Source organism: Schaedlerella arabinosiphila, assembly GCF_003885045.1.
GTDB classification, from domain to species: domain Bacteria; phylum Bacillota; class Clostridia; order Lachnospirales; family Lachnospiraceae; genus Schaedlerella; species Schaedlerella arabinosiphila.
This window is the reverse complement of record NZ_RHJS01000002.1, coordinates 741,614-766,750: the sequence shown is the minus strand read 5'-3', so window position 1 is coordinate 766,750 and position 25,137 is coordinate 741,614. Positions and strand designations below refer to the sequence as shown.

17 protein-coding genes are annotated in these 25,137 nt (G+C 49.7%); 2 read left to right on the top strand and 15 right to left on the bottom strand.

The genetic code is table 11. The features are described from left to right. Nucleotides 1–17: 17 nt before the first annotated feature. Nucleotides 18–1,940, bottom strand: a complete 1,923-nt coding sequence (locus EBB54_RS04025) for a PfkB family carbohydrate kinase (protein ID WP_148099340.1) — start codon at nt 1,938–1,940, stop codon at nt 18–20. Between the two features lie 1,059 nt (nt 1,941–2,999). Here EBB54_RS04025 and EBB54_RS04020 point away from each other — a divergent pair. Next, nucleotides 3,000–3,347: a hypothetical protein gene (locus EBB54_RS04020; protein WP_125126452.1), complete on the top strand. Its 348-nt coding sequence runs from the start codon at nt 3,000–3,002 to the stop codon at nt 3,345–3,347. 177 nt (nt 3,348–3,524) lie between these two features. Here the strand turns inward: EBB54_RS04020 and hypB are convergent, their stop codons facing one another. The 8 genes from hypB to EBB54_RS03980 all read right to left on the bottom strand — a co-directional run bounded on the left by hypB (nt 3,525) and on the right by EBB54_RS03980 (nt 14,581). Continuing rightward, entirely contained in the window at nt 3,525–4,193 is a 669-nt protein-coding gene (gene hypB, locus EBB54_RS04015) for a hydrogenase nickel incorporation protein HypB (RefSeq protein WP_125126451.1), read from the bottom strand. Nucleotides 4,194–4,198: 5 nt separating this feature from the next. Further along, nucleotides 4,199–4,633, bottom strand: coding sequence for a hydrogenase maturation nickel metallochaperone HypA (locus tag EBB54_RS04010; RefSeq protein ID WP_125126450.1), 435 nt, complete (start codon nt 4,631–4,633; stop codon nt 4,199–4,201). A gap of 113 nt (nt 4,634–4,746) precedes the next feature. Then, nucleotides 4,747–4,974 carry a hypothetical protein gene (locus EBB54_RS04005; RefSeq protein WP_125126449.1) on the bottom strand — a complete coding sequence of 76 codons (228 nt, stop codon included), beginning with the start codon at nt 4,972–4,974 and terminating at the stop codon, nt 4,747–4,749. A 1-nt stretch (nt 4,975) separates the two neighbouring features. Beyond that, complete coding sequence (locus tag EBB54_RS04000) at nt 4,976–5,275, bottom strand: hypothetical protein (protein ID WP_243127515.1); 300 nt, start codon at nt 5,273–5,275, stop codon at nt 4,976–4,978. A gap of 388 nt (nt 5,276–5,663) precedes the next feature. Beyond that, nucleotides 5,664–8,372 carry an FAD-dependent oxidoreductase gene (locus EBB54_RS03995; RefSeq protein WP_125126447.1) on the bottom strand — a complete coding sequence of 903 codons (2,709 nt, stop codon included), beginning with the start codon at nt 8,370–8,372 and terminating at the stop codon, nt 5,664–5,666. A gap of 599 nt (nt 8,373–8,971) precedes the next feature. Further along, the gene (locus tag EBB54_RS03990) at nt 8,972–12,274 is read right to left on the bottom strand and encodes a beta-glucosidase (protein ID WP_162307077.1); all 3,303 of its coding nucleotides are present in this window, start codon (nt 12,272–12,274) and stop codon (nt 8,972–8,974) included. A gap of 292 nt (nt 12,275–12,566) precedes the next feature. After that, nucleotides 12,567–13,874, bottom strand: coding sequence for an ATP-binding protein (locus EBB54_RS03985; protein WP_125126445.1), 1,308 nt, complete (start codon nt 13,872–13,874; stop codon nt 12,567–12,569). Beyond that, nucleotides 13,871–14,581: a LytR/AlgR family response regulator transcription factor gene (locus EBB54_RS03980; RefSeq protein ID WP_125126444.1), complete on the bottom strand. Its 711-nt coding sequence runs from the start codon at nt 14,579–14,581 to the stop codon at nt 13,871–13,873. Before EBB54_RS03980 ends, EBB54_RS03985 begins: the two co-directional genes overlap by 4 nt. Nucleotides 14,582–15,631: 1,050 nt before the next feature. On the opposite strand from EBB54_RS03980, the gene EBB54_RS03975 reads away from it, so the two are divergent. Then, nucleotides 15,632–16,981: an MATE family efflux transporter gene (locus EBB54_RS03975; RefSeq protein WP_125126443.1), complete on the top strand. Its 1,350-nt coding sequence runs from the start codon at nt 15,632–15,634 to the stop codon at nt 16,979–16,981. Between the two features lie 203 nt (nt 16,982–17,184). Here EBB54_RS03975 and EBB54_RS03970 read toward each other — a convergent pair whose 3' ends face one another. From EBB54_RS03970 to EBB54_RS03945, 6 genes are all read right to left on the bottom strand, one after another. Then, nucleotides 17,185–17,700: a HEPN domain-containing protein gene (locus EBB54_RS03970; protein ID WP_125126442.1), complete on the bottom strand. Its 516-nt coding sequence runs from the start codon at nt 17,698–17,700 to the stop codon at nt 17,185–17,187. Between the two features lie 149 nt (nt 17,701–17,849). Further along, nucleotides 17,850–20,387 (bottom strand): beta-mannosidase, encoded by a 2,538-nt coding sequence (locus EBB54_RS03965; protein ID WP_125126441.1) that lies wholly within the window; start codon nt 20,385–20,387, stop codon nt 17,850–17,852. Nucleotides 20,388–20,540: 153 nt separating this feature from the next. After that, nucleotides 20,541–21,221 (bottom strand): D-lyxose/D-mannose family sugar isomerase, encoded by a 681-nt coding sequence (locus tag EBB54_RS03960; protein ID WP_125126440.1) that lies wholly within the window; start codon nt 21,219–21,221, stop codon nt 20,541–20,543. A 108-nt stretch (nt 21,222–21,329) separates the two neighbouring features. Next, nucleotides 21,330–22,814 (bottom strand): ABC transporter substrate-binding protein, encoded by a 1,485-nt coding sequence (locus EBB54_RS03955; protein ID WP_125126439.1) that lies wholly within the window; start codon nt 22,812–22,814, stop codon nt 21,330–21,332. 72 nt (nt 22,815–22,886) lie between these two features. Further along, nucleotides 22,887–23,849, bottom strand: a complete 963-nt coding sequence (locus EBB54_RS03950; RefSeq protein WP_016297235.1) for a carbohydrate ABC transporter permease — start codon at nt 23,847–23,849, stop codon at nt 22,887–22,889. A gap of 18 nt (nt 23,850–23,867) precedes the next feature. After that, the gene (locus tag EBB54_RS03945) at nt 23,868–24,815 is read right to left on the bottom strand and encodes an ABC transporter permease (protein WP_125126438.1); all 948 of its coding nucleotides are present in this window, start codon (nt 24,813–24,815) and stop codon (nt 23,868–23,870) included. Between the last annotated feature and the right edge of the window lie 322 nt (nt 24,816–25,137).

The following is a 25,137-nucleotide window of genomic DNA, read 5'->3' as shown; positions in this document are numbered from 1 at the left end:
TCCCGTTATTCAACTGTTTATCCTGATATCTGTTTCATCATCCTGTGATACCGCGCGTCAATCTCTTCCCGGTAAATGCCGACTGTGTTTTTATCCGGCATCGCCTCCTGTACGCCATACCTTGTCACTGTAATCCCCGCCGCATACATCGCATAAATAACAGCATAGATCAAATCCTTATCTTCGCTCAGTGCGACCGCAAGCGCGCTGATAAAGGAATCTGCTCCGCCGGTTGTATCCACCGCATGAAACGGCGCACTTGGAAAGTACAGGCTGTATTTCCTGTTTTTCAGATACGCGCCCTGCTTTCCCAGCGTTACGATCACATTTTCCACACCTCCGTGCAGAAGCTCCTGCGCCTTCTCCTCCAATGTCTGATCCCCGCTGATGATCTTTCCCAGTTCCATCTCATTGGGGATCAGATAGTCCACGCCGTTTAGCAGTTTTTCTCCCAATTCCTCAATGGCAGATGGTTTCAGGAGGACCTTTGTACCGGTTTCTTTGCAGCATTTGATTGCCGCCGCGATGGTCTCCTTCGATATTTCCGAAGACAACAGGCAATATCTGCATTTTCGAAAAATCACTTTGTACCGCTCCAACTGACATCCGTCCAGGTTTTCATTTGCCCCGCGGTAGACTACGATCGTATTTTCCCCATTCTGGTCAATATGGATAAATGCTTTTCCGCTGGCAGAGGAATCGTCAAACTCCACGCCTTCCAAATTGACGCCATAGTTTCCAAGGCTTCTATACAGCGTCCGGCCGTCCGCGTCTTTTCCGAGACGTCCGATCATATAGGCGCTTCCGCCAAGTCTTGACACTCCAACCGCCTGGTTGCCGCCTTTTCCGCCGGCAGAGCAGATAATATTTTTCGCGATCTGAGTCTGCCCATTCAGCGGGATCTGCTCTCCTTCGATCAGATTATCCATATTCATGCTTCCGACAATTACCATTTTCACCGCAAAATCTCCGGCGTTTTGCTTCTTTACGCTGTTTCTTTTGATCAGCTCCGGCAGATATTTCCGAACAATCTCACTTTCTCTTTTCTGTTCAATCAGATCCAGCAGATATTCGGCCGCATCCTCGGTCATCCGCCGAACCGGATATCTCACTGCGGTGATGCCGCAGCAAAGGCACTCCAGAATTTTTTCATCGTCCGCGCATACGCAGGACAAATCTTCCGGAACATGGATGCCGCTCTGCTCCGCATACTCCACTACACATCCGGTAATCATCACATTTCCGCAGACCACTGCAGTCACATCCTCGGCAATGCACAGTGTCATTCCGTTTCTTTGGATATCCGCCATATCCTCTCCGATGTAGTAATTGATCATTTGGCCGGACAGGTTTTCTTCCCTGTATATTTCCTCAATTCCTTTTAATATTCCTCTCTCCTGCTCTAAAAAAACCGCTCCGATGGTACGGTGTCCAGCCGACAAAAGCATTCTCGCAATTTGTCGTCCGGCCTCGGATCTCTGGCAGTAAAATGTATTTTTCTGGCTTTCATCAAACCGGCCTGTATCGGAGAGGTATACGGTCTTCAAATAGTCGTCCTGATAAAACGTAGATTCCTCTGTATTTATAATCATTCCTGAGAGATTTCTTTTCTGCATCTGACGCATCGCATCGTCCAATGTCTCATCATCATCCAGCATTCGAATCAATAGCTGGTATCCTCGATTTTTCAGCACTTCTTCCGCAGACATGATCAGTTCATGGCTGTTTGTATTGCTCCTTTGGACAATCAATCCGATCAAACCGCTTCTCAGTCCTTCCTTTTTTCTATATTTGGCATAAGGAATGTAATTATTTTCCTCTATGACCTTCAGAACCTTTTTCCTGGTCGGTTCGCTGATGTCCTCAGCCTTCCCGTTCATTACTTTCGAAACTGTGGAAATAGATACCCCCGCAAGCCTTGCAACCTCCTGAATGTTCATACTCAACCCTGGCCTTTCCAGTCCTATTGCCGTTCTGTTTTGCACAATAAAATTATATCGTTACCGGTAAATTATTTCAATATTTCTATTTTACTAAAGTATTTTCCGACATTTATCACAATTTATCCATGGTTACGAAAATATTTTCGCTCTTTTTTTCGTTCATAATTTGCGTCAATTTACACAAAAAAATGAGACCTGCTAAAAGGTCTCTGTCGGTTATTAACGATGACGTAAAATTTTCTGTTTTTTTCGAAAGTCAAATTCCCCGCCGTATACTTTGCGCGGCGTCAGGCTCTAATGTAAACCAGTTCCGCAAACGGTCCGTAATTCTTTACTTCCTTCAATGCAAACCGCTTGCGCCCCTCTTTTTGAGGCAGCTCCGCAGTTTACAGGGATGAACCCCTTGAGAGGCAATGTCCCGGAATGTATACTTTTTTTCTGCAAGTGGCCAATGCCGATCATGCAGGCGTCAGAAATGCTTTGGGTAGGGAAGATTTTTCCACATCGGATATCCCCGCTGTCACTCCAGAGAATTTTTTTGAAATACTTCAAAGATAAACCATGGAATAAACGCCCCTGCAATGTCGAATTTTGTAGAAATCAGGGAGAATTTGTAGAACGATTGCCGTTTCTATTTCGACATGTTCGTGCTAAAATAGACACATGGAAACAGGCTGATACAAAACGCTGTACAGCCAATACATAGCAACAGACGCAGTTATCTCTTATCCCTATGCCGCTTTTTGGACGGATACTGCTCAGAAAACTTGATTCTATTTATCTTCGCTGCTGTAACAATGAGTTTGTCCAACCGGACAGGGATTTTCAATCTGCTTTGTCAGATTTTGCAAAAAAGAAACGCTTGTCAAAACCTTGATGAAACGTGACAGAAAAAAGAGGGATGGCTGCCTGTTAAAATGCTGCCGTCCTTCTTTTTTTCTATGAAACAACAGACGGAAGGGTACGCGTGCTGCGTGTTCTGCCTGTTTTCCACGAAACCCGTCAATGTAAGCCAGTCTCTTTTCACTATGCCTACGGCAGAAAGGAATCGAACATATGCTTAAAAACGACCAAATCGCACAAGAACTCTTTTCCATCATCACAGAAGATAACAGCATTGAAGAAATAAAAGATATATTGAAGTTGTACATGGACAGCCTGAAAAATACGACTCTGCACAGTCTTCTCCTGGAGGATAAGGATTACCAGGTGTGCCGGGTCGAATACCTGCAGGCTTACCGGCGCTATCAGAGCACCGACTTCACAAAACCTCAGCGGGACCTGATAGATACCATCCTGGCCCGAAAAGAGGAAAGCGACTTTGAACACAGTATCCTCGCTTACATGGCCGGACTTCTGGACAGCTACCGCATCCTGAAAAATTTTGGCCTGACTGTGGAATAACGTTGCTGTATCGGCCGGGTGCTCACAGTGACAAACCGTCTAAGCTTCTCTGGTGTCCCGCAGTCTCCGCTTCCAGGATACTGCGGGACATTTTCTTTTGCCGGAAATCCCGGCCGTACGATCATCGACAGGTTTTGCTGTATGTCTTACGGGGCTGTGGACCTGCCTGTACATGATTTATTTTTTCCACGCTTCCACCTGTCCCCGCAGCCAGTCCGCCCAGGCTTCCATCCCGTCCCCGGTCTTAGCGCAGATGGGGATGACTTTTGCCTGGGGGTTGCGCATGTGTACATATTCCACGCATTTTTCCATATCAAAATCAAAATACGGCAGTACGTCGATCTTGTTCACAAGCACCACGTCGCACACCTGGAACATGAGCGGGTATTTGAGGGGCTTGTCGTGGCCCTCCGGAACGGAAAGGATCATGGCATTTTTTACGGCCCCGGTGTCAAATTCTGCGGGACATACCAGATTGCCTACATTTTCCAGGATAAGAAGATCCAGACCCTGGATTCCAAATTCCGTAATCCCCTGCTCTGTCATCCCGGCGTCCAGGTGGCACATGCCTCCGGTGTGGAGCTGGATGACCCTGACGCCGCAGTTTTCGATCGCCGCCGCGTCCACATCCGAATCAATATCCGCCTCCATGACCCCGATCTGCATTTCCTGCTTCAGCATTTCAATGGTACGGCTTAAGGTGGTCGTCTTTCCGGCTCCCGGGCTGGACATCAGATTGAGCAGGAATACGCCTTTCTCTTTCAGCTTTTCCCGAAGTGCGTCCGCCTGTTTGTCGTTATCCGCAAAAATGCTTTGTTTGATCTCGATTACTCTGTATTTTTCCATCTTGATTACTCCTCTGCCTCCATCGGTTTATCGGGAACTCCCGCAGGGTCCAATTCTGTACCTTCCTGGCGGAAATCCAATTGCTGTTCTTCTTCGCACACCTCAATACTGCGGATTGTCATGTCGATCCCGGACACAGGTTTTAATTTTTCCCCGCCGCAGTCCGGGCATTTGAAACCGCTCTCTGCAGGCCGGACATGCGCCCCGCAGTCCAGGCAGTCTGCATAGCCTGGTTCCGTCCGGATCTCCAGCACGGCGTCTGCATAGTGGGTCCCGCGGGCGACCGCTTTCCAGCTTTCCTCCATGAAACGGGGAACCACGCCGGAGAGCTCGCCGATCTCCAGCACAACCCGCCGGATGCTGAATGCCCCTGGTTCCTCTTCTGTCAGTATTTTGTCCATCATTCTCAGCATGGCATCACAAAGTCCCAGTTCGTGCATGCATATCCCCCTTTCCTGATCCGTTTTCCCTGGTCAGCGGAATTTCGGCGCTGTCCGCGGTGCCCTGCACTTTGCCGCAGGGCATCCGATCCATAAAATCTGATACGATCCGCTCAAAGTCTGACAGCATTTCCTGGAAAAGGATGAGACTGCTCGTATTGTGAAGCCTCTCTGCTGATCTCCTCTGGTGTTTTTGCATCAAAATACTCTCTCTGCCATTTCGTATAATCGAATTTTTCACGAATGATAATAGAAATAAAGCGTTCAGCTTCAATAATCCCCATCTGTTCGGTTAGACATTTCATGCCCCTGTTCATAATCTCAACGGTACTTGCAGTCATTTTATTCACTCTCCATTTCTGTAACAAATTCAATTGGTGTAACCAGTTTAATTTCATCACTCCTGTACTTAAGTAAACGTATATCCGTAGATATGAAATACTCGCATCCCGCATATATTGCCGACGCAACATGGCACGCATCCTTAAATTTGACCCCTGTCTGCATAATTTCAGCAGCTTTTAATTCAATCTCTTTCTTGTGCTCTTCTCCCACATATGCAAATGTATTTTTATGCATAAAATCGAAAATTGTATTACGACGCATTTCAAACGGATTATTACTGCATTCATATCTTAACATATATGACGAAATCAACTCCAACTGCTTTTCTTTTATCAGATTTTGTATATGAAGCTTAGACTGCGTTTCCATGGCTACTTTCAATTGAGACTGTTCATCATATGGCCTGTTATAACAGCACATATCCAAATAAATTTTCAATATTTTTCTCCTTATATTTCACTATATTCAAAATAATTTTTCTTTCTAAAAGAATAACACAATTATTTACTGTTTGCCACTTAAAAAACCTAATAATATTTTTAGATATGAAAAGCAATTTTAAACAAATGAACTGCACAATACAGGCAGGACTGCTGCCCTGCCTGTACATCAATCACCTCTTCCATGCTTCCGCCGGCAATCCTGTTCCGAACCATTTCCTTGAGTTTTCAGGACTCATCTTGCGCTACTTTCGAAGCTTCTTCCCATTTTTCACTGCGATCTTTCCCACCTTCTTCACCACATGTCCCGCCACCTTGATGGGGATGGTCTCGAAGGTTCCGGCCTGGACGGGCTTCATATCAGTCCGCATCTCCAGCTTAATAGCGTCAAATTCACATTTCGTCGTACACAGGCCGCAGCCTACGCACAGGTACCCGTCCACCTTGGTAGCCCCGCAGCCGAGGCACCTTGCGGTCTCCTTTCGCACCTGTTCCTCCGTAAATGTAGTCCTGGTATCCCCAAATGACTTTGCCTTTGCCGCATTGTAACCCGGAATCTGGCGTTTGTCCGCATCGAAGCAGTCCAGCGGAACCAATGCGCTGCTCTTGTCCAGCGCCCGGTAATTCCGGCGGTCCCGTCCCATGGTCAGAGTCTGTCCCGGCTGTACATAGCGGTGAAGGGAGATGGCCGCCTCTTTCCCGGCCGCAATGGCGTCGATGGCAAATTTCGGTCCGGAGTACACATCGCCGCCGGCAAAGATATCTGGCTCCCCGGTCTGATATGTCAGCGGGTCCGCCTTCACAGTGCCGTTTTTATTCAGCTCCACCTTTGTTCCGTCCAGAAGCGCTCCCCACTCGATGGACTGGCCGACGGACAGCAGGATATTTTCACATTCTACTGTGATTGTATCGTCCTCATCATACTGAGGGGCAAATCTGCGGTTTTCGTCAAACACATCTGTACATTTTTTAAACACGATGCCCGCTGCTTTTCCGTCCTTTACAAGAATCTCTTTTGGCCCCCAGGAATGATGCACGGTAATACCTTCCCTGGCTGCCTCTTCCACCTCATCGGCAGCCGCCGGCATCTCCCCGGGCGATTCCAGACAGTACATCTCCACATTTCCGGAGCCTACGCGGATGGCTGTCCTGGCAACATCCACAGCCACATTTCCGCCCCCCACGACTACCGTTTTTCCGGACAGCTTCGTCCCGCTTCCCAGATTCACTTCTTTGATAAACTCAATCCCGGAAACCACGCCCTTGACGTCCTCCCCAGGCACGTTGATCTTCCGTCCGCCCTGGGCGCCGATGGCAAGGTAGAAGCCCTGGAAGCCTTCTTCCCTGAGGCCGCTGATGGTCACGTCCTTCCCTACCTCCACGCCGCAGCGAAATTCCACGCCCATTTCCTTCAAAATATCGATCTCCGCTTCCACCACGTCCTTTTCCAGACGGAAGGAGGGGATGCCGTTCATCAGCATACCGCCGGGCCGCTTAGCCTTGTCAAATACCACCGGCGAATAGCCTTTTTCCGCCAGATAAAACGCACAGCTTAATCCTGCCGGGCCTGCCCCGATGACGGCAATCTTCTGGGGATAGGGCTTTCCGATCTGGTTCACCATGGGCGGAATGTAGCGTGTCTCTGCGTTCAGGTCATGGTCCGCGATAAAACGCTTCACCTCGTCGATGGCTACCGCCTCGTCCACATTTCCTCTCGTACACTCCTCCTCGCAGCGGTGGTTGCAGATCCGCCCGCAGACTGCCGGGAACGGGTTTTCCTTCTTAATGAGCGCCAGCGCGTCCCGGTATCTTCCCTCTGCCGCCAGACGCAGATACCCCTGTACCGCGATATGCGCCGGGCAGGCCGTCTTGCAGGGTGCGGTGCCGGTCTCCGCCACGTCCTCCCGGTTCTCACGGTAATCCGGGTTCCAGTCCTTTTTCGTCCAGAGGCTGTCCCGCATCTTCCGGTATTCCGGCGGGGTGATGGGCTCGGAGGTGCAGAGCTTCTGCCCCAGTTTCAGCGCATTGCCCGGGCAGTTTTCCACACACTGGCCGCAGGCCACGCATTTTGTCTCGTCAATCTTCGCCACATAGTTGGAACGGATCATATCCCTTGCCCCGTACATCAGGCCGATCCGCAGTCCGAAGCAGGAGCAGGCGCAGCAGTTGCAGATAGCCGCGCTCTCCCCGGCCTCCTCAATGTTGGGCATGTCGTGCATCAGCCCGTTGTCCTCCGCCCTCTTTATGATCTCATAAACCTCATCCCGGGAGATCTCCCGGGCCCGTCCGGTCCGGATGTAGTGCTCCGCGCCTTTTCCCATCTGGATGCACATGTCCTCCTCCAGATGGCCGCAGCCGTCGTTGAGGGTGCGCCTGGATGCCCGGCAGGAGCATGGGGACACGGAAAATTTTTCGTATTTGTTGATGTAATAGCTCAGCTTGTCATAATCGTGTGCCTTCGGGATGTCCTGGATCGCGCTTTCCACAGGGACGACCCGCATCAGCCCATAGCCGTTCGGCATCATGGGGGACATATTGGCCATCCGGATTCGGGTATATTCCTCGAACGCCCTTCCCACTTCCGGGTGGGTCTTTAAAAGCTCCTGGTTGTTGACCAGCATTTCCATGATGCCTGGTGCAAAGATCTGCATGAAATACTGGTCCTTTTTCGTCACCGGATTCGTGGTCACGCGGAATACCCCGATCCATGCCAGGTGGTCCGCCAGCTCTTTTACCTTCTTTTCCGGCATGCCGGTTTTTTTCACCAGATATTCCAGGGGACGCTCCTTGCGGAGTCCGGCCGCAATCGCCACGTCCGCCTCCTCATCCGTCAGGATGGAGGCCAGGGCATAGTACTCCGGCGCGTTTTCATCAATCTTATTAACCACGCCGGTAAGCCCGCCCACTACTTTACATAATTTCACAATCTTTGGTCTTAACTTTTGTTTTGCCATATACCCTTCCTCTCTGCTCCGACCAAGAAGGCCGGAATGCTGTAAATCCGATTTTTACGGTAAACTCTCTTGTGATGATTATAGCACAGAGTGAAAGGAAGGTAAACCAAAAATATGTACATTTTGCATTTATATATCAAAATAAAAGCGTAAAAATCAGCATTTTATACAATATATGCCAAATTTCATTCCTGTGTCTGCTGATACGGCATGTATAAAGATCGGCGGACAGGAATGAAAACAACGCTATGTTTTTGGCACACACTCTGGTCTGACCAGATATATTTTGCATTCCATCGGTGCAGCCATACTGCGCACGGCTGACAGAAAAGCGGCTGGTTTTATACGTTCCGGGGTCTCTCTGAATTTAAGGCACTTCTTCATAGGAAGGCAATAAATGCACGTTTTTATTCCCGATTGTTCCCGCGATCACAGAAATCAGCAGGATCGTAATATTTCCAAATTTTCACAAATCCAGTATTTTTTATTAGTCATAAAATTTTTATTACGTCAAGTCACAAGGGTGGGGCTGCCTCGCCCTGTTCCGGCGCTGCAGCCCCACCCTTTTTTTGTTTCATCATCCCGTGGGGTTTTATTTGTTATTCTGTTACCACTTCTATTTTTCTTTGCTTTGCTTTTACCATCATTGCAATCCCTGACACAGCGATCAGAAGAGCCAGGGCATCACAGACAAACAGTACGGTCTTCCATGGCGCCGTTCCATAATGGATCACGGTTCCCGTAGTCAGCCCGTTCATCGCGTTGCTGTTCGCCTTGGCATACAGGATATGGTGCGCGGCTTCTCTTAATGCCTGAACTGCCGCCGCAGATTCCGTATCCTCCATCTGGAGGTCATATGCAAGAAGAAGGTCCGATCCGTAACGGATTGCCTGATCGGCATTCGCATAGGTATAGGAAGCTCCGATCGCGTCCGTGATCGCGCCTCCGTCCAGCCCCCATTCGTCCCGCAGGATTACGTGATCCATACCCTCGCAGGCTCCGGCCCAGACTGCGCCGATCATATTATATGCGGTCATAACGCCTCCGATCCCCTGCATTTTTGCGGTCTGGCGGGTTCCGTTCTCATCCAGGTATTCCACCTCTGCAACCGTCTCCTTGGCATACAGCTCAAACGGCTTTAAATAAATCTCCCTGGCCGCCTGCTCATTTACCCATGTACATAAAGTGGAATTGCGGTTTTCCTCCTGATCATTGACCGCATAGTGCTTTGCGTAGACCATCAGGCCTTTGCTCTGCGCGCCGCTGCATTCTGCCGCCACGATCTTGCCCGCAAGGACGCCGTCCTCTGAAAAATACTCAAAATTTCTTCCACCGAACGCGCTGCGGTGTGTATTCAATCCAGGTCCGTACCAGCCTGTAATCTCATTTTGCAGTCCTTCCTCACCGATACATTCTCCCTGTTCCCGTGCCAGCTCCACATTCCAGGTCGATGCAAGCACAACCTCCGTGGTATATCCGTTGGAAACCAGGTTTGGCTTGAAGAAATTGACAAACCCATTCGGACTGTCTATATCCGATGTGTAAGGCGCCGCGATGGATGTAATCTCCGCCGTTTCAAAATGGCCATAAGCGCAGAGCCCATGCAGGTCGGATACGGTCAGCTGATCCATCAGGTCATCCCACAGGGGATCGTCATAATCCAGGCCCCGCACATTGGCCAGCATCAGACCGTTGTCAACTCCTGTTGCCGGCATCTCATCTCCCTGATCGTCAGACGCCGCGTCATAATTGATGCCTTCTATTACATCCTCTCCTGCCACAAGATCGGCTTCTGTCAATGCCGTAGGAAATGATCCTTTGAAATCTTCCCGTGTCATATTATGCGCATATCCGTTATCCGCATTGCTGTCCTTATAATCTACAAAATGATAATTGGTTACATCATCCAGCTGGTTTACAGCCGCAATTTCATCGGACTCCCTTTTGGTATCATCCGTATTGTAAACGATTTTCTCCAGCTCATATTCAAAATATTTTCCGGAATCCTCCTCAGAAATGGAAGCCCAGCTGTGGGAATTTTCGCTCAGATAAAATTTGTATGTCCCTTCATCTAATACATAGCACTTTTCATTCTGATAATCATAAGATGCCAGATCATCCCTGGACACCTCAATGGAAACCGTCCCGCTCTCGCCCGGCTCTAGAATCTCTGTCTTCCCGAAGCCCGCAAGCACAACCTTGGATTTTTCAATTCCGCCGTAAGTATAAGGCGCTTCGGCGTAGAGCTCCACCACCTGACGGCCGGCCATATCCCCTGTGTTGGTGACCTGGACGTCAAAATGGAATTTTCCGTCTGTATAGGCCGGCGTATCCGCGTACTCCATCTCAAAGGATGTATAGCTCAGCCCATAGCCGAAGGGATATACAACCGCGTCCTCATAAGAATACGAATCATAGTTTCCGGCCTGTGCTTCTGCCTCTGCAGTCTCATAGTACCGGTATCCGATATAAATCCCCTCCTCATATTCTACAGAATATGCATATCCGTCCGGGGAATTTGTTTCGTCAATATTCGTATATTTCCCGGAACCAAAATTATTCCATGTGGGGTCTGCGGTAAAATCTGCCGGATAAATATCAGCGGTGCGCCCGGAGGGATTGACATTTCCCGCCAGGATATCCCCTACGGCCTTTGTTCCGGTACTTCCCACGCCGCCGATCCAGAGGATGGCGTCCACACCCAGGTTATCCGCCGTCTTCTTCGCATTCAGATCCCCCAGCTCTATGGCATTGCTGCTGTTGATCAAAACGATTACTTTTGAGAAATGTTCTTTGGCATATCGGATCAGTTCCTGCTCCCTGGTGTCCAGTTCCAGATAGTGCTTCCCTTCCTCTCCGCCATATTCCTTATATACTCCCATATCCATCGCAAGATCCGATCCCTCTCCGCCTACGCGGGTAAGTGTCACGACTGCCGCGCCGGAATAGTCCTTGTATGTCCTTTCTATATCCGACGTGTACCGGTCTGTTTCCACCTCACCGATGATCCATGGCTCATCATTACTAAAGCCCGCACTGTTGTGCCCATACTGGTAGACTTTGGAAATCGCCATACTTTCATCTGTGGTATTGGTCAGCTTTGTTTCGTACTTATAGTCGTCGCTCCAGAACAGAGACTCATACAATTCCATCGTCGAAGGATTGACCTCGAAGCCTGCGTACTCCATTCCCTCCTGCAGAGAATACATCTCACCCTTCTGTCCGTTTACGCCTTCCCCCTGTGCCCCGGCTGAAATGTGGGCGGAATTTACGCCTAAAAGCGTAATCTTTTTTTCGTCTGGCGCCAGCGGAAGCGCGCTGTTTTCATTTTTCATCAGAACCGCGCCCTCTGCTTCCACACGCTGGGTAAGGTCCATTGCCGCCTCCCGCGCCTCGTCTGCAGATGCATACTCCTTTTTATTATATTCGGAGTCCCAGCCCTCACTGCCTTCTTTTTGTTCAACCGTGATTTTTCCTTTTCCGAAGGTCTTATTCATAACCAGGCTGTATCTTCCCAGAGCAAGGATATTTGCGGTCATAGCGATGATGACCGTAAATGAAACCGCGCTTGTCATAAACCCGAAAAACAGTCTTTCCGATTTTTTCTTTTTTACACCGGCGATTGCCATCAGAAGAACGGCAATCATAAAAAGCACTGCGGCTGCAGCAAACGCGATCACGGTATAAGTGCTTACGCCTTCGTCGGCCGCTGGGTCGGAGTTCTCCTCAATCACCTTTTTTTCCGCTTCCGGTTTTTCCATCGTCCCGATCATATCCTCGAAGGACATTTCTTCCTGGCCTTCCCCCATCAGTTCCTGACCGGGCGCCTGTTTTGGCTCTTCTTCCGCATAGACCGCGGGTGAGTAGCCAAACACGAACAGCATCGCAAACACCAAAATCATTTTTTTTATCCAACTGCGTCCATACTTTGTCATGTGTACCCTTTTCCTCCATTCTTACTTTTCGAGAGTACTCCTTTTCATATTCCGCCGGCGCCTGGCACATCCTCTGTACCAGCTGATCATCTGAAACTATCATAGCATGGCTTTTTTGTTTTGGGCAAAATTCCGGCAAACGGTCGTTTTTTGCACACCAACGGTTTTTGAACGAAAAAAAGTGTGCGTCTTGACGCACACCCGCACCGGAGCGCGGCTGCTGCTGCAGCCATTTTCTTTTAGAAGAACAGAGACATTTCTACCTGCCGAACGGCAGAATTATTTTCAGTACAAACCAGTTTTCCTTTTGGCTGATATCCATTTTTCCATGATACTTTTCAGAAATATACCGGATACTCCTTAACCCGTAGCCATGGAACCTCTCATCTCCCTTGGAGCTCCCTGGCAGCCGCCCTTCCAGACAGACCTCATTTTCACAGTAATTTTCAATCTGTATCATGACAAAATCATGGATACGCCGGACAACGACGCGAATCAGCCTTTTCTCTTTATCCCTGACCTGTTCCAGGTATTCGATCGCGTTATCCAGCGCATTTCCAAATACGGCGCATATATCTTCCAGTTCCATAAAATCCAGCGCCTTCCCATCCGCCACATTTGTGATCCGGATTTCTTTTCTGACGCATACGACTCCTTTTTCCGCCAGGATCGTATCAAGCACTTCATTTCCCGTATGCATCCGGATCTCATACAGCTTGATCATTTTCTGCAGTTCATCCAGATAGTTTTCCTGGTGTTTGTTCTCGGTTTCTTTTTTCCAGAGGCTGATCTGATGCTTCAGGTCATGATACTTGAAATTGATCACATCAATACATTCCTGGGACATCTCGTATTGCTGCGTCTGCTTTTTCAGGATCGCCTTCACCGCAAATAATTCATGATCCAAGTGAGCCTTGCACAGCTGCATGTGATAGGCGCTGAGCATAATCACTCCGACAAAATCCACCATTGTGCGCATGCCGAACAGGGCCATGCCATATTCTCCCGTCACCTCCGAACGCCTGACACCGATCTGCCAGCCGCTGGCCACATAGAGGACCATTCCGGTCAATGCTGCGAAAAAAAGAGCTGTATTTGTGATCTGGATGCTTCCGCTCTCGGCGCAGGCATATTCCTCAACCTGGTACGCAATCAGGAGGACTGCGCCGTAGACCGCTGCCAGGCAGAAATATTCTCCATGCTTTCCAAACAGCTCCTTCCATTTCCAAAGATATAAATACCAATTCAGGGAAGCGAGAAATTCGGCCAGAATAAATGCCCGGATGGAATAGTATACCAGCTTTTTGTATTCCATCCGGCAGCAGAGTGCAAAGCAGCCCAGCATCAAAAGGCAGGGAATGCTCATGGCGGCCATACCCACATAGTCAAAGAGAATCCCTCCCGCTTTCATAAAGTACAGGCACTGCGCTCCCGTTAGCGCTGCCATAAACAGCAATTTTTTCCAATTCATGTATTTCTTTTCCAGTAATACAATATACAAAATGCAGGACAAGCTTTCCGCGGGTATCGTATATCCGATTGGTATATTGGCTAACCCTTCACTCATAGACGCGTCTCCTCCCAGTATTCCATCAGCCTGTTCAGACAGAGCTCTCTTCTGTTTCTGCTCAGCGCCAGTGATTTTCCATCGACAATCACCGCGTTTTCTTTGATTGCGGTGATATGCCGCAGATTGATCAGATATCCTTTGTTTCCCCGCATGAAGCAGTCTCCCCCAAGCTTTTCCTCCAGCTCTTTCATTGTGCCGTAGGTTTCATAAATCCCATCCGCTGTATGGACCTCTAATGTATGTCTCCGGCTCTCGATATAGTAGAGATGGTCCAGATCAATCCGAACCATTCCGGATTTTATTTTCAGATTCAGGTATTTCTTGTCCGAATCGGATAAGCTTCTTGAAGCCCGAAGGATACTCTGTGAAAGCACAAAATATTCCACCGGCTTGAGGATGTAATCCAGCGCGCCTACTTTATAGCCCCTGACGGCATACTGCCCCGCGCTGGTAATAAAAATGATCCCTGTCTTTTCATCCATTTTCCGGACTTCCTCAGCAACGCGCATCCCATCAATGAACGGCATCTGAATGTCCAGAAGAAGGAGGTCAAACTGGCATCTGTACCTGTGCAGGAAGGTATCCCCGCTCCCAAAGCAGGTGTATTCTACGGGAATTTTGTATTCCTTCTGAAATCGTTCCAGGCATTCCTGTATCTGTTCTGCATACTGAGGCTCATCCTCCAGAATCGCTATTTTCAGCATTTTTTACTCCTTTTTTCACATGATGACTGCCTGCCGTTTCCTATAGAAGAACATACTTTTTGTGAAAGCCCTCTATTTTCGGCATTGTTCAACTATTTTGTGTATTACAGGTGTACAGTTCAGTTTGCCGAAATATTGAACATATTGAACTAATTATTTACAAGTGAACGAAACAATGTTATAATCATATCTGTAAAAGAAAACAACCGCCCACAAGGGGTTGACCAAATACTAAGGTTACATAGAAAATGCCACCCGATACCCGGTCAAAGTATGAGGGTGGTTTTTCTATGCTTTAAAACATTATCGACAAAACGTAAAAACGAATGTCAGCAATGCTAAAATGAACATCCCAATGGCTATCAGGTCTTTGAAATCGAAAGGTTTCTTGTCCATCAGCACCACCCCCATTCTATGTAAAATAAAATGAAGGTCAGCCACCCTGCAACACGGTTGTTTTCTTAATTCCGTATTCTACCATATCTATTTACTTCTGACAACTCATATAACGTCCATTTTATCGAATGCGGACTTCCTAAGTTACAGTTCACACGGTGTCGTGCACTTGCTGCACGGCATCCGGCCAATTCAGTGATGGGGCGGGCATCCAGCCCGTCTACACTCCGTTCCGGTCCGTCCTAAACAAGCGTCGCTGGCGCTTAGGACCGCCGAGAGGCGGCTTTTCAATGGGCTGGATGCCGTTACTGTGAGCACCCGGTCAGGGTGTGAACAGTAACGCATAACCGTTACAGGTCACACCTTGACCAGGCGTGCCCTGTAACTCAGGCCGCCATTTAAAATTGCCTTCGGCAATGGGCGGCCTGAATACCAGCTTTTATGTGCATCCTCCCGACCAATCAGCGTGGTGATTGGTCGGGGTGTGACATGTAACGCATAACCTTCACTGTTTTTTATATTTCATGCCAGCCACTTGATTTTCTATCTTCAATGTCCTATACTTTATGAAACGGCCGAATGGCCATAACGGGACGCCCTTGGGTGTACTTTATGAATTACATACCATTAAATTATGAAGCGGAGGTTCCTGTCATGTCAGATTCTTCATTTACGCTTATGACAGAGGGTTCTATCGGGAAACGTATTGTTACATTTGCGTTTCCCCTTTTTTGGGGAAACCTTTTTCAGCAACTTTATAATGCGGCGGATTCTCTGATCGTCGGCAATTTTATCGGAAATGCCGCTCTTGCCGCAGTCAGTTCTTCCGGCAGCCTGATTTTTCTGATGGTCGGCTTTTTCAATGGAATCTCCATCGGGGCCGGGGTTGTCATTGCCAAACATTTCGGCGCGCGGAATATGGAACAGCTCCGGCTGTCCATCCATACTACCGCGGCCTTCGGTTTGATCTGCGGTCTGCTGCTGACCTTCATCGGCATCTTTGCCGCGCCGCAGATCCTGGTACTTATGGGGACTCCGGCTGAAGTTCTGCCCAGCTCCATTACATATTTTCGGATCTATTTTTCCGGATCGCTGGCCTTCGTGATGTACAACTTTTTTGTCGGGATACTGCAGTCCGTAGGGGACAGCCGTCATCCGCTGATCTACCTCGTGATCTCCTCCGTCGTCAACGTCCTTCTGGATCTGATCCTGATCGGCGTATTTCGTTTTGACGTGGGAGCCGCCGCGCTGGCTACCGTGATCTCCCAGTTTATCAGCGCGTTTTTGTGCCTGCGCCAGCTCATGAAAAGCCCGGAGGCATTCCGGCTGGAGCCTGGAAAAATCAAATTGAACAAAGAAATTTTGCGGCAGATTCTGGAAAACGGGATTCCCGCGGGCTTCCAAAATTCCATTATTTCCGTTGCAAATGTATTCGTCCAGGCCAATATCAACCAGTTCGGCCCTATGGCGGTGGCCGGATGCGGCGCCTACTCAAAGATCCAGGGGTTTGTGTTCCTGCCGATCACCTGCTTTTCCCTGGCTCTCACCACCTTCATCAGCCAGAACCTGGGTGCAAAGCAGTACGACCGCGCAAAACGGGGCGCTGTATTCTGTATCTTCTGCACAACGATCATCGCGGAACTGATCGGCCTGCTGATCTATGTCTGTGCCCCCTGGCTGATCACCGCATTCAACAGCACCCCCGAGGTCATTGCCTTCGGGGCAGCCCAGGCGCGCACGGAGGCATTTTTCTTCTTTCTGCTTGCGTTTTCCCACTGTATGGCGGGAATCCTGCGGGGAGCCGGGAAGTCTGTCGTACCGATGGTGATTATGCTGATCTTCTGGTGTATCGTGCGGATCACTTATATTACGATCGCGGTTCGGATCATCCCGGAAATGAAAATGATTTTCTGGGCTTACCCCCTTACCTGGGCTCTGAGTTCTATGACATTCCTGATTTATTACCGTAAGTCAGACTGGATACACGGGCTGGAACGCGCCTGAAAGATATACCCGTCAGCATTCCGGATTGTGCCGTATGCTGTTTCCGGTCATATTGCGTACGCCCGCCTGGTACTCTATGCAGAAAAAGTGTGCGTCTTAACGCACACTTACGCTGGAGCACACAAGGCAGACTGAGGCGCTTCCTCTATTGCCTCACTGACCGAAATAATGTCAGAAAGCTGTGATTCTATTTCAGATGTATATTAAAGGTATAGCTGCTTCTTAAAAATACTATAATAACAATTCCACTCAAAATTGTCGTGTATCACAAGGTTTTTCGGCATTTTCGTCCTCAGCTTCTCCTTCATTTCCTCCGTCAGTTCCGGATTTAATTTATCACTCATGTGGTTGATGTCCAAAAACCTTTTTACTTCCTCCAGCCCTTGCCGAATCCGTCCCAGTTCAAGGCTGATATCAAAATCACATCGGGTATCTGCTTTCCATGTTTCTATTTCATATTGATTCTGTATGATCCAGTCTGTTATGATGATGACCGATCCATTATTTTTTGACATAGAGATCAGCTTGCGGATGCTGTGAGTCTGCGGGACGGTCACTCCCCTGCACTCCAGAAATGCTTTCAGTGTTTTTTCTATACATTGCTGCAGATTATACGCAACATCATTTAGATACAGTTCATCCTGCTCATAAAATTTCAGAAGATTTGCAGCAACATCATAACAATGATATGCTGATTTAAAAAATCGGATATCGCACATGCCCTCACCTCCTGAATACGACCACGCCTGTTCGTTGAATCTCTTTATACTGACTATAGTATACGTTCTCAGAATCAAAAAAACAATAGCATACCTTCATTTTGCCCGGATGCCGTGCAATAGGTGCACGACACCGTGAACAGTAACCTCTACAGATCATACACGCTCCGCACCCGCAGCCCCTTCGCTTCCCCTCTCAGGATCTCCACCGTCCTGCTGCCGCCGTTTAAGTCAAAGTAGTTATCCGACAGCACCAGATCCTCCGCTTCATTCTGGATCTCCACACTCTTTGCATAGGCCGCGGCCGAGACCGTGATGAATTTCCCATCGGTTTCCAGGGAAAGCCTGGGATCTTCATATCGAAAATACTTCGGATAGGAGAAGATCACCGTCCCCTCCGAAACCACTTCCCCGCCTGTCCATGCCTCATAGCTCACGTACTGGGTAAATACGTCTGTCTCCGGCAGTTCCGTTTTTTCCAGCCACACCGCGGACAGCGCGGGAACCAGCACTTCCTTCTGCTCTTCGCGCAGGCTTTCGCCGGATGCGTTTCTCAGGTTCCAGCGGACAAGCACCTGCCTGTCCTGGAGCGTTTCATTCGCCACATTGAGCCGGATGGATTTTTCAAATGCGAAATGCTGCCGGTTCATGTTGGCTTCCTGGGTGAGCCAGCTTTCTTCCTGGCAGGATATCAGCACCGGCGCAAAAAACCGTTTTGCATAATAGTGCAGTGCCTTCCACCTTCCGCAGTAATCGATGGAGGACCAGGAAATGACCGGCCAGCAGTCGTTGAGCTGCCAGTAAATGGCCCCCATGCACCGGCCCCGGTTTCTCCGGAAATGCTCCACCCCGTAGCGGATGGCGTCTGCCTGCAGAAGCTGGGAGGCATACAGAACGTCCTCGAAGCTTGTAGGATAACGGTAGGTCTGCTGGAGATAATTCATGATCTTTCCGTTTGCACCGTAATTTCTCTGGTGCTTCTCCATAATATAGGAAAAAATATTCCAGTCCCGGGGATCGTCGGTAAAGGTTTCGATGGTCTTTTTGCAGGGAAACGACTGGAATCCAAACTCCGACGCGTACCGGAAATAGTGCTTTCTGTACTCGGAAAAGGGCTTGTTTCCGTGCCATACTTCCCAGTAATGCACGTCCCCCCGGTCCGGGTCGTTGGGGTTGTCAAAGGAACCGCCTGAGGAGGGGCTTGCGGGCCAGTAAAAGGTCTGGGGATCCTGTTTTTTCAGGATTCCGGGAATGATCCGTTCGTACATGAACAGGTAATCCCGCACTTCCGTTGGTTTTGTCACCCAGCACCGTTCCTCCACAAACATTTCCATCTCATTGTTGCCGCACCACAGCGCCAGACAGGCATGGTGGCGAATCCGCTTCACGTTATCAATGAACTCCTGTGTGATATTTTCCTCAAATTCCGGCGTCAGCTCGTATACCGAGCAGGCGAACATGAAGTCCTGCCAGACTGCCAGCCCCAGCTCGTCGCAGAGATCGTAAAACCAGTCGTCGGGGTAAAAGCCGCCGCCCCAGACGCGGATCACATTGAAGTTGGCCAGCTTGCAGTCTTCCAGCAGGCGTCGGGTCTTTTCAGGGCTTCTGTTCCCCAGAAGATGCTCCTCCGGGATGTAGTCCGCCCCCATGGCGAAAAATGGTTTTCCGTTGATCACGTGGGCAAAGCTTTCTCCCCAGGCATCTTTTTCCCGCTGTACCGTCATGCTGCGCAGACCGATCCGCCGCTTCCACAAATCCACCTCTGTCCCTCTATAGAAAAGGGTCGCTTCCACTTCATATAAAGGCTGTCCGCCCAGGCCGCTAACCCACCAGAGCTGTGGGTTCTCGATCACGATCTGCCCTTTTCCTTCAGGGGAGAGGATCGTCTCATACTGTTTTCTTTCCCGCAGATCTCCGGTTTTTCTCTGACGTTCGTCCGGCGATTCCATGCTCCCGCTCTGAACATCCCCCGTTGATCCCATAATTTCTGTCTGCCCTGTCTCCGGCGCATTGACCCGAATCCGAATGCTGCAGTTTTCCGGATCATCGGTCAGGTACTCCGCGTCAAAGTCCAGAATACAGCGCCCGTCCAGATGGGTCTGGCTGATCCGGACGCTGTCGATGCGCCCTTTTTTCACCTTGCACAGGCGGACCGGACGGAAGATTCCCGCATCGGGAAGGTGCGCCCCCCAGTCCCATCCAAACATATAATGCGCCTTCCGCAGATGCATGAAGCCCTCATAGGTATCTTCGTTTCCGATATTTCCATATTTTTCATAAGCCTGCGCAATGTATTTCAGCGGGGAGCCAAACCGGATTCTGAGAATGTTTTCTTCCTTTCGGCGGAGCAATAGGCCCGCATCAAATTCCCATGTCCGGTGCATGTTGTTGGCCTTTCCCAGCGGCCTGTCGTTGAGAAAAAGTTCTGCCGCCGTGTCCAGCCCCTCAAAACGCAGGAACACTTCGGAATACCCTTCTGTCTCCTGCCCCTCAAACGTGCAGACGTATTCGTAGTCGGATTCCATCAGGGCGCAGATGCGGTCCTCGTTGTCCTTCCAGTAGGGGTCCTCCATGCTGTGATTTCTCAGCAGATCCGTATAAACCGATCCGGGAACCGCCGCTTCCTGCCACTTCTCATCGCCCACCCGGCACATTTTCCAGTTTTTATCTAATGTGATGACTTCCATATCATTGCTCCCCTTTGAAACCAATTTGCACAGCAAATTGACTGCCTTCTGGTTGCGATCAATTTGTCATACAAATGTACTTCCTTCTGATTATGACCAATTTACCGTACATATGAATCGCTTGCCTGTCCGGTGATCCATCCGGCCCCTTCTTTACTCTGCCGCCGGATACTCGTTGCAGAGCAGCCGGTACGCCGGTTCGTCCTCTTCGATGGCCGGGAACCGTCCGATGGGCTCGTAGAACCGGTTGTCGTTTTCGTCGTCGTTGCACATGGAGACCTCTCCCAGAAGAACCGCCCCGGTTCCCTCTTCCACATGGAAATCATGGTACATATAAGGATAGACCGTGATGCTCTCTCCCGGCTGCAGCCGAACCTGAGTCCCTGCAGGCACGGTAAACTCCCTGCCGTCGCAGTTCACCTTCACGTCGGTATCCGCAAATTCCCCGTTTTCCGTGGAATTGTAGACCGTGATCAAAACATTGCCGCCGCCCCGGTTGATGATGTCCTCCATCTTGTTCCAGTGGAAATGCATGGGCGCCATCTGGCCTTCCTTGACCATCAAGAGTTTTTCCGCGTAGGTCTTTGTATATTTATCAATCTTTAAATTTCCGTTCCGCAGGGTGATCAGCGCAAACCCTACCTGGTCAAATTTTCCAAGACCGTAATCCGTGATGTCCCATCCCAGCATGTTGTCACGGATCTCATCGTATTCGTGATTCTTCTCCGCCCAATCCCCGGGCGTCCATTTACAGAATGGGGGCAGCTCAAAGCCGTGCTCCTTGATTAACGCTTCCATGCCTTTGATGGCCTGGTTGATCTCACTTCTTTTCATTGTTCCATCGCTCCTCTCGCATAATTCACCGCTCCCGCATGTCTCAGCGGAAGCGGCGCATTTACAGTTGTTTTTCACGGCCGGGCCGGCCGCTTATAAGAAACAGCTTTACTTTCCGTCCTTCCATTCATCAATCTGGCTCTGCATCTCGTCGATCACGTCCTGCACGCCGGTTGCCTCCAGCTTCTTCTGAAGCTGCGGAAGGTATTCCTCCGGGTCCACGCTTCCTGTATACAGGGATTTTCCAAATTCATCCAGGACATTCCGGAAGCCCGCTACCTGGGTGCTGACCGGGTCCAGGTCGAAGTCGAACCCAAAGGACGGCGCTTCCTCGGAGGCATCGTTGAACTCCTTGAAGGTTGCCCATTTGTCCAGAGGCTCGTTATCTAATACATAGGTGTTGAACAGTCCTCCCTGCACCCAGTAAGGCACAGAATAGTCTTTTTTCGCCGCTTCGTCCAGCTTGATCTTGAAGTCATAGACATAATCTTTTCCCTCTGCAGCCTCGACCTCGGATGCGTCCGGCTCCGCCTTCTCCCAGTGTACGCCTTCGATTCCGTAGTTCAGCAGGTTCCGCAGATATTCGTCGGTGTTGATCAGGTTGAGCAGTGCAATGGCTTTTTCGGGATGCTCGGAATTTTTGTTGACAGCCGTCAGCGCCCCTCTGGCAGAAGCATTGGTGATCTTCGTATCCATGATCTGGGTAGCCACCACTTCATACCCCAGGTCCTTGCCCCAGATCAGCTCCGCGTATGGCTGGCCGTCGCCCTTTGTGACAAAACGCTTGATGGATTTGTCGTCGGAAGCGGTAGCCGCGTCTTTGTTGATATAGCCTTCTGTATAATATTTGCGCATGGTTGCAAGGGTGGATTTCATTCTCTCGGTTTCGAAAACATTTTTCACGGTCAGAGAATCGTCTCCGTATTCGATGCCCACCGGGTCCTGGATCTTATCCATATAGGTAGGCGCCGTATAGTCTTTGGTCAGATACAGCGGCACCACATCCGGCTCTTTTTCCTTGATCAGCTTAAGCCAGGGCTCTAAGTCTTCCAGGGAATGGATCTCTTCATATGGGATGTCGTATTTGTCTACATATTCTTTGGTAAATACCCACATGGGGCAGTTTCCGATCTCCTTCTCACTGGGCACGCCGTAGGTCACTCCGCCTACCTTGGCCGCCTCCCAGAAACGCGGGTCGATCCGCTCGTACATTTCCTGCTCCTGGATCAGGCCGTCCAGCTCGAGAAATGCACCCTTCTGGGCGTTCTGAAGATAATCGTTGGCCCAGGAACAGGTAAAGCACAGATCCCATGCATCGCCGGTATTGATGACTACCTGCATCTTCTGATTATAGTCTCCCCAGCCTACTTTTACAATGTTTAATTTTACGCCGATCTTTTCCTGGGTGTACTCGTTCACCTTTTCCAGGACCGTCTGGTCGTCGTTCTGGGAATCCCCCACCTGGTACCAGGTCAGCTCCGTGATCTCTTCTCCGCTCTCGTTGGTCTCCCCTTTTCCTACGCAGCCTGCTAAACTTCCGGCCGCAAGTGCGGACGCAATTGTCAGTGCCATCCACTTTTTATTCCATCTCATGATCAAATTCTCCTTTTTTCTTCTATTTTTCTTCCATAATTCTAAACGCAGAATCCGCTGTCCGGCCTGCTCTTACTCCTTTACCGCCCCGATGGTCAGCCCGTTTACAAAGTACCTCTGGAAAAACGGATAGGCAAAGATGATCGGCAGCGTGGAGATTACAACAATGGCCATCTTGATCGTTTCCTTGGGCAGGTTGGCCGCTGCCTGGATGCCGTCCACACCCATCATGGACTTGTTGCTGGCCAGCCAGTCGATGGAGCTCTCAATCTGGATCAGCAAATACTGCAGCGGAATCCAGGTTTTGTCGTCCATGTACATCATAGCATTAAACCAGTCGTTCCAGTAGCCCAATGTTAAAAACAGTCCGATGGTTGCCAGCCCCGGCAGCGCCATGGGAATGACGATCTTAAAGAACAGGTGCCACTCTGACGCCCCGTCGATCTTTGCCGACTCCACCACCGAATCGGGAATGCTTGTTTTGAAAAATGTCCGCAGCACGATGATGTTGTAGGAGTTCAGGCATAAGGGCAAGATCAGCGCCCAGATGGTATTTTTCAGCATCAGCACCTTGGTCACGATCAGGTAATTGGCGATCATACCGCCGGAAAACAGCATGGGGATCGTGATCACCTTTGTAAAAAAGGAGCGGAACTCGTAGGTTTTTCTGGAAAGCGCGTATGCGTAGGTTCCGGTCAGAAGCAGCCCCAGAAGCGTTCCCGTCACCGTTACCAGGATGGTCACGCCGTAGCTTCTGATGATATTTTCTCCCGCGCTGACGATGTATTCGTATGCATAAAAGCTCCATTTTTCCGGGATAAACCGGTAGCCGTTCATGGCCAGGCTTTCCTCGTCCGTCAGCGAAATGATGATGACGAAGATAAACGGGATCACGCTCAGAAGGGACAGGATCGTCAGGATCGTATTAAACAGTACATTGGTGGAGCTTTTTATGGAGTTGTAGCTGCACTGCGCGTCTTCCAGCTTCCGCAGCTTTTTCTCATAAGCACGCTCTTTTAAATTCAGTAATGACATTTTCTCCTATCTCCTTTCTTAGAATAACGAGTTTTCGCTGTCCACCTTGGACACGATCTTGTTGGCGATCATGATCAGTACAAATCCGACCGTGGACTGGAACAGCGCCGCCGCCGAGCTCATCCCGATCTCGCCGCTGGTCTTCAACGCCCGGAAAATGTAGGTATCCAGTACGTTTGTCACCGGGTACAGAGGGCCGGAATCCTTGGGAAGCTGGTAGAACAGCCCGAAGTCTGCCTTGAAAATGCCCCCGATGGACATGATCAGCAGGATCGTGATAACCGGCCGCAAAAGGGGCAGGGTGATGTACTTGATCTGCTGCCATTTGGTGGCCCCGTCCAGTACGGCGGCTTCGTAATAGGTCTTGTCAATGCCGCAGATGGACGCCAGGTATACGACGGTGTTGTAGCCCACGCCTTTCCACTGGCTCATGAAAATGATGATAAAGGGCCAGTATTTTTTCTCCGTATACCAGGAAACGCTGTCCTGGCCGAACTGCTGGAGCACCGCGTTGAAATAGCCTTTTTCCGGGTTCAGGAACGCGAACACGCAGTAGCTGACCACAACCCATGACAGGAAATAGGGCAGGAACATGGAGCTCTGGTAGATCTTCGCCATTCCTTTATTTTTCAGTTCATTTAAAAGCAGGGCCACGATCACCGGAAGTACGATTCCGAGAACGATAAACGCCACGTTGTACAGTACCGTGTTCCGCAGGATGATCCAGGCATCCCCGCTGCTGAACAGGAATTTAAAGTTATCCAGCCCTACAAATTCGCTGGAGATCAGGCTCTGGAAAAAATTGCCCGACAACCTGTATTTCTTAAATGCCACCAGAATCCCGAACAAAGGCAGGTAGGCAAACAGAAAAAACCAGACTGCACCCGGGGCGCTTAGGATCAGCAGCTCTTTGTTGGTCTTAAGCTTCGAAAAAAATCCCCTCTTCTTTACTTTTTTGTCGTGCATTGCATCACAACCTCCTTCACTTTCAGATAGTGTTTCACCGCTGGGATCTGCACGTCCTGCGGTGTCAGATGCTTCTCCCGCATCGGCTGTCTCGCAGATGCGGCGGATAACGGAAGATTGCCGGCTGCTGTTCACATCCGCGATGTTCACAGCAGCGAATCCGGCCTGTTTAAAATTGCCTTGCGGCAAGAGGCCGGATTCCAGCCCCAATACTATGCTGGCCTGTGACCGTGCAGCGCAGTGCACGGCCCATGAATAAACGATAACGATCCTCGGCTTCTTTCTGTCATCTTTATGAAATCATTTCTACGTCCTGAACTGT

What these genes read in the sequence shown, in the direction of transcription:
- EBB54_RS03945 (WP_125126438.1), bottom strand. Translation starts at nt 24,815, where the DNA reads ATGCACGACAAAAAAGTAAAGAAGAGGGGATTTTTTTCGAAGCTTAAG.
- EBB54_RS04025 (WP_148099340.1), bottom strand. Translation starts at nt 1,940, where the DNA reads ATGAACATTCAGGAGGTTGCAAGGCTTGCGGGGGTATCTATTTCCACA.
- EBB54_RS04000 (WP_243127515.1), bottom strand. Translation starts at nt 5,275, where the DNA reads ATGTTAAGATATGAATGCAGTAATAATCCGTTTGAAATGCGTCGTAAT.
- EBB54_RS04005 (WP_125126449.1), bottom strand. Translation starts at nt 4,974, where the DNA reads ATGACTGCAAGTACCGTTGAGATTATGAACAGGGGCATGAAATGTCTA.
- EBB54_RS03960 (WP_125126440.1), bottom strand. Translation starts at nt 21,221, where the DNA reads ATGAAAAGAAGTGAGATCAACCAGGCCATCAAAGGCATGGAAGCGTTA.
- EBB54_RS03965 (WP_125126441.1), bottom strand. Translation starts at nt 20,387, where the DNA reads ATGGAAGTCATCACATTAGATAAAAACTGGAAAATGTGCCGGGTGGGC.
- EBB54_RS03990 (WP_162307077.1), bottom strand. Translation starts at nt 12,274, where the DNA reads ATGATTTTGGTGTTTGCGATGCTGTTCGTGTTTGGCTACTCACCCGCG.
- hypB (WP_125126451.1), bottom strand. Translation starts at nt 4,193, where the DNA reads ATGGAAAAATACAGAGTAATCGAGATCAAACAAAGCATTTTTGCGGAT.
- EBB54_RS03955 (WP_125126439.1), bottom strand. Translation starts at nt 22,814, where the DNA reads ATGAGATGGAATAAAAAGTGGATGGCACTGACAATTGCGTCCGCACTT.
- EBB54_RS03985 (WP_125126445.1), bottom strand. Translation starts at nt 13,874, where the DNA reads ATGAGTGAAGGGTTAGCCAATATACCAATCGGATATACGATACCCGCG.
- EBB54_RS03975 (WP_125126443.1), top strand. Translation starts at nt 15,632, where the DNA reads ATGTCAGATTCTTCATTTACGCTTATGACAGAGGGTTCTATCGGGAAA.
- EBB54_RS03970 (WP_125126442.1), bottom strand. Translation starts at nt 17,700, where the DNA reads ATGTGCGATATCCGATTTTTTAAATCAGCATATCATTGTTATGATGTT.
- EBB54_RS03980 (WP_125126444.1), bottom strand. Translation starts at nt 14,581, where the DNA reads ATGCTGAAAATAGCGATTCTGGAGGATGAGCCTCAGTATGCAGAACAG.
- EBB54_RS04010 (WP_125126450.1), bottom strand. Translation starts at nt 4,633, where the DNA reads ATGCACGAACTGGGACTTTGTGATGCCATGCTGAGAATGATGGACAAA.
- EBB54_RS04020 (WP_125126452.1), top strand. Translation starts at nt 3,000, where the DNA reads ATGCTTAAAAACGACCAAATCGCACAAGAACTCTTTTCCATCATCACA.
- EBB54_RS03950 (WP_016297235.1), bottom strand. Translation starts at nt 23,849, where the DNA reads ATGTCATTACTGAATTTAAAAGAGCGTGCTTATGAGAAAAAGCTGCGG.
- EBB54_RS03995 (WP_125126447.1), bottom strand. Translation starts at nt 8,372, where the DNA reads ATGGCAAAACAAAAGTTAAGACCAAAGATTGTGAAATTATGTAAAGTA.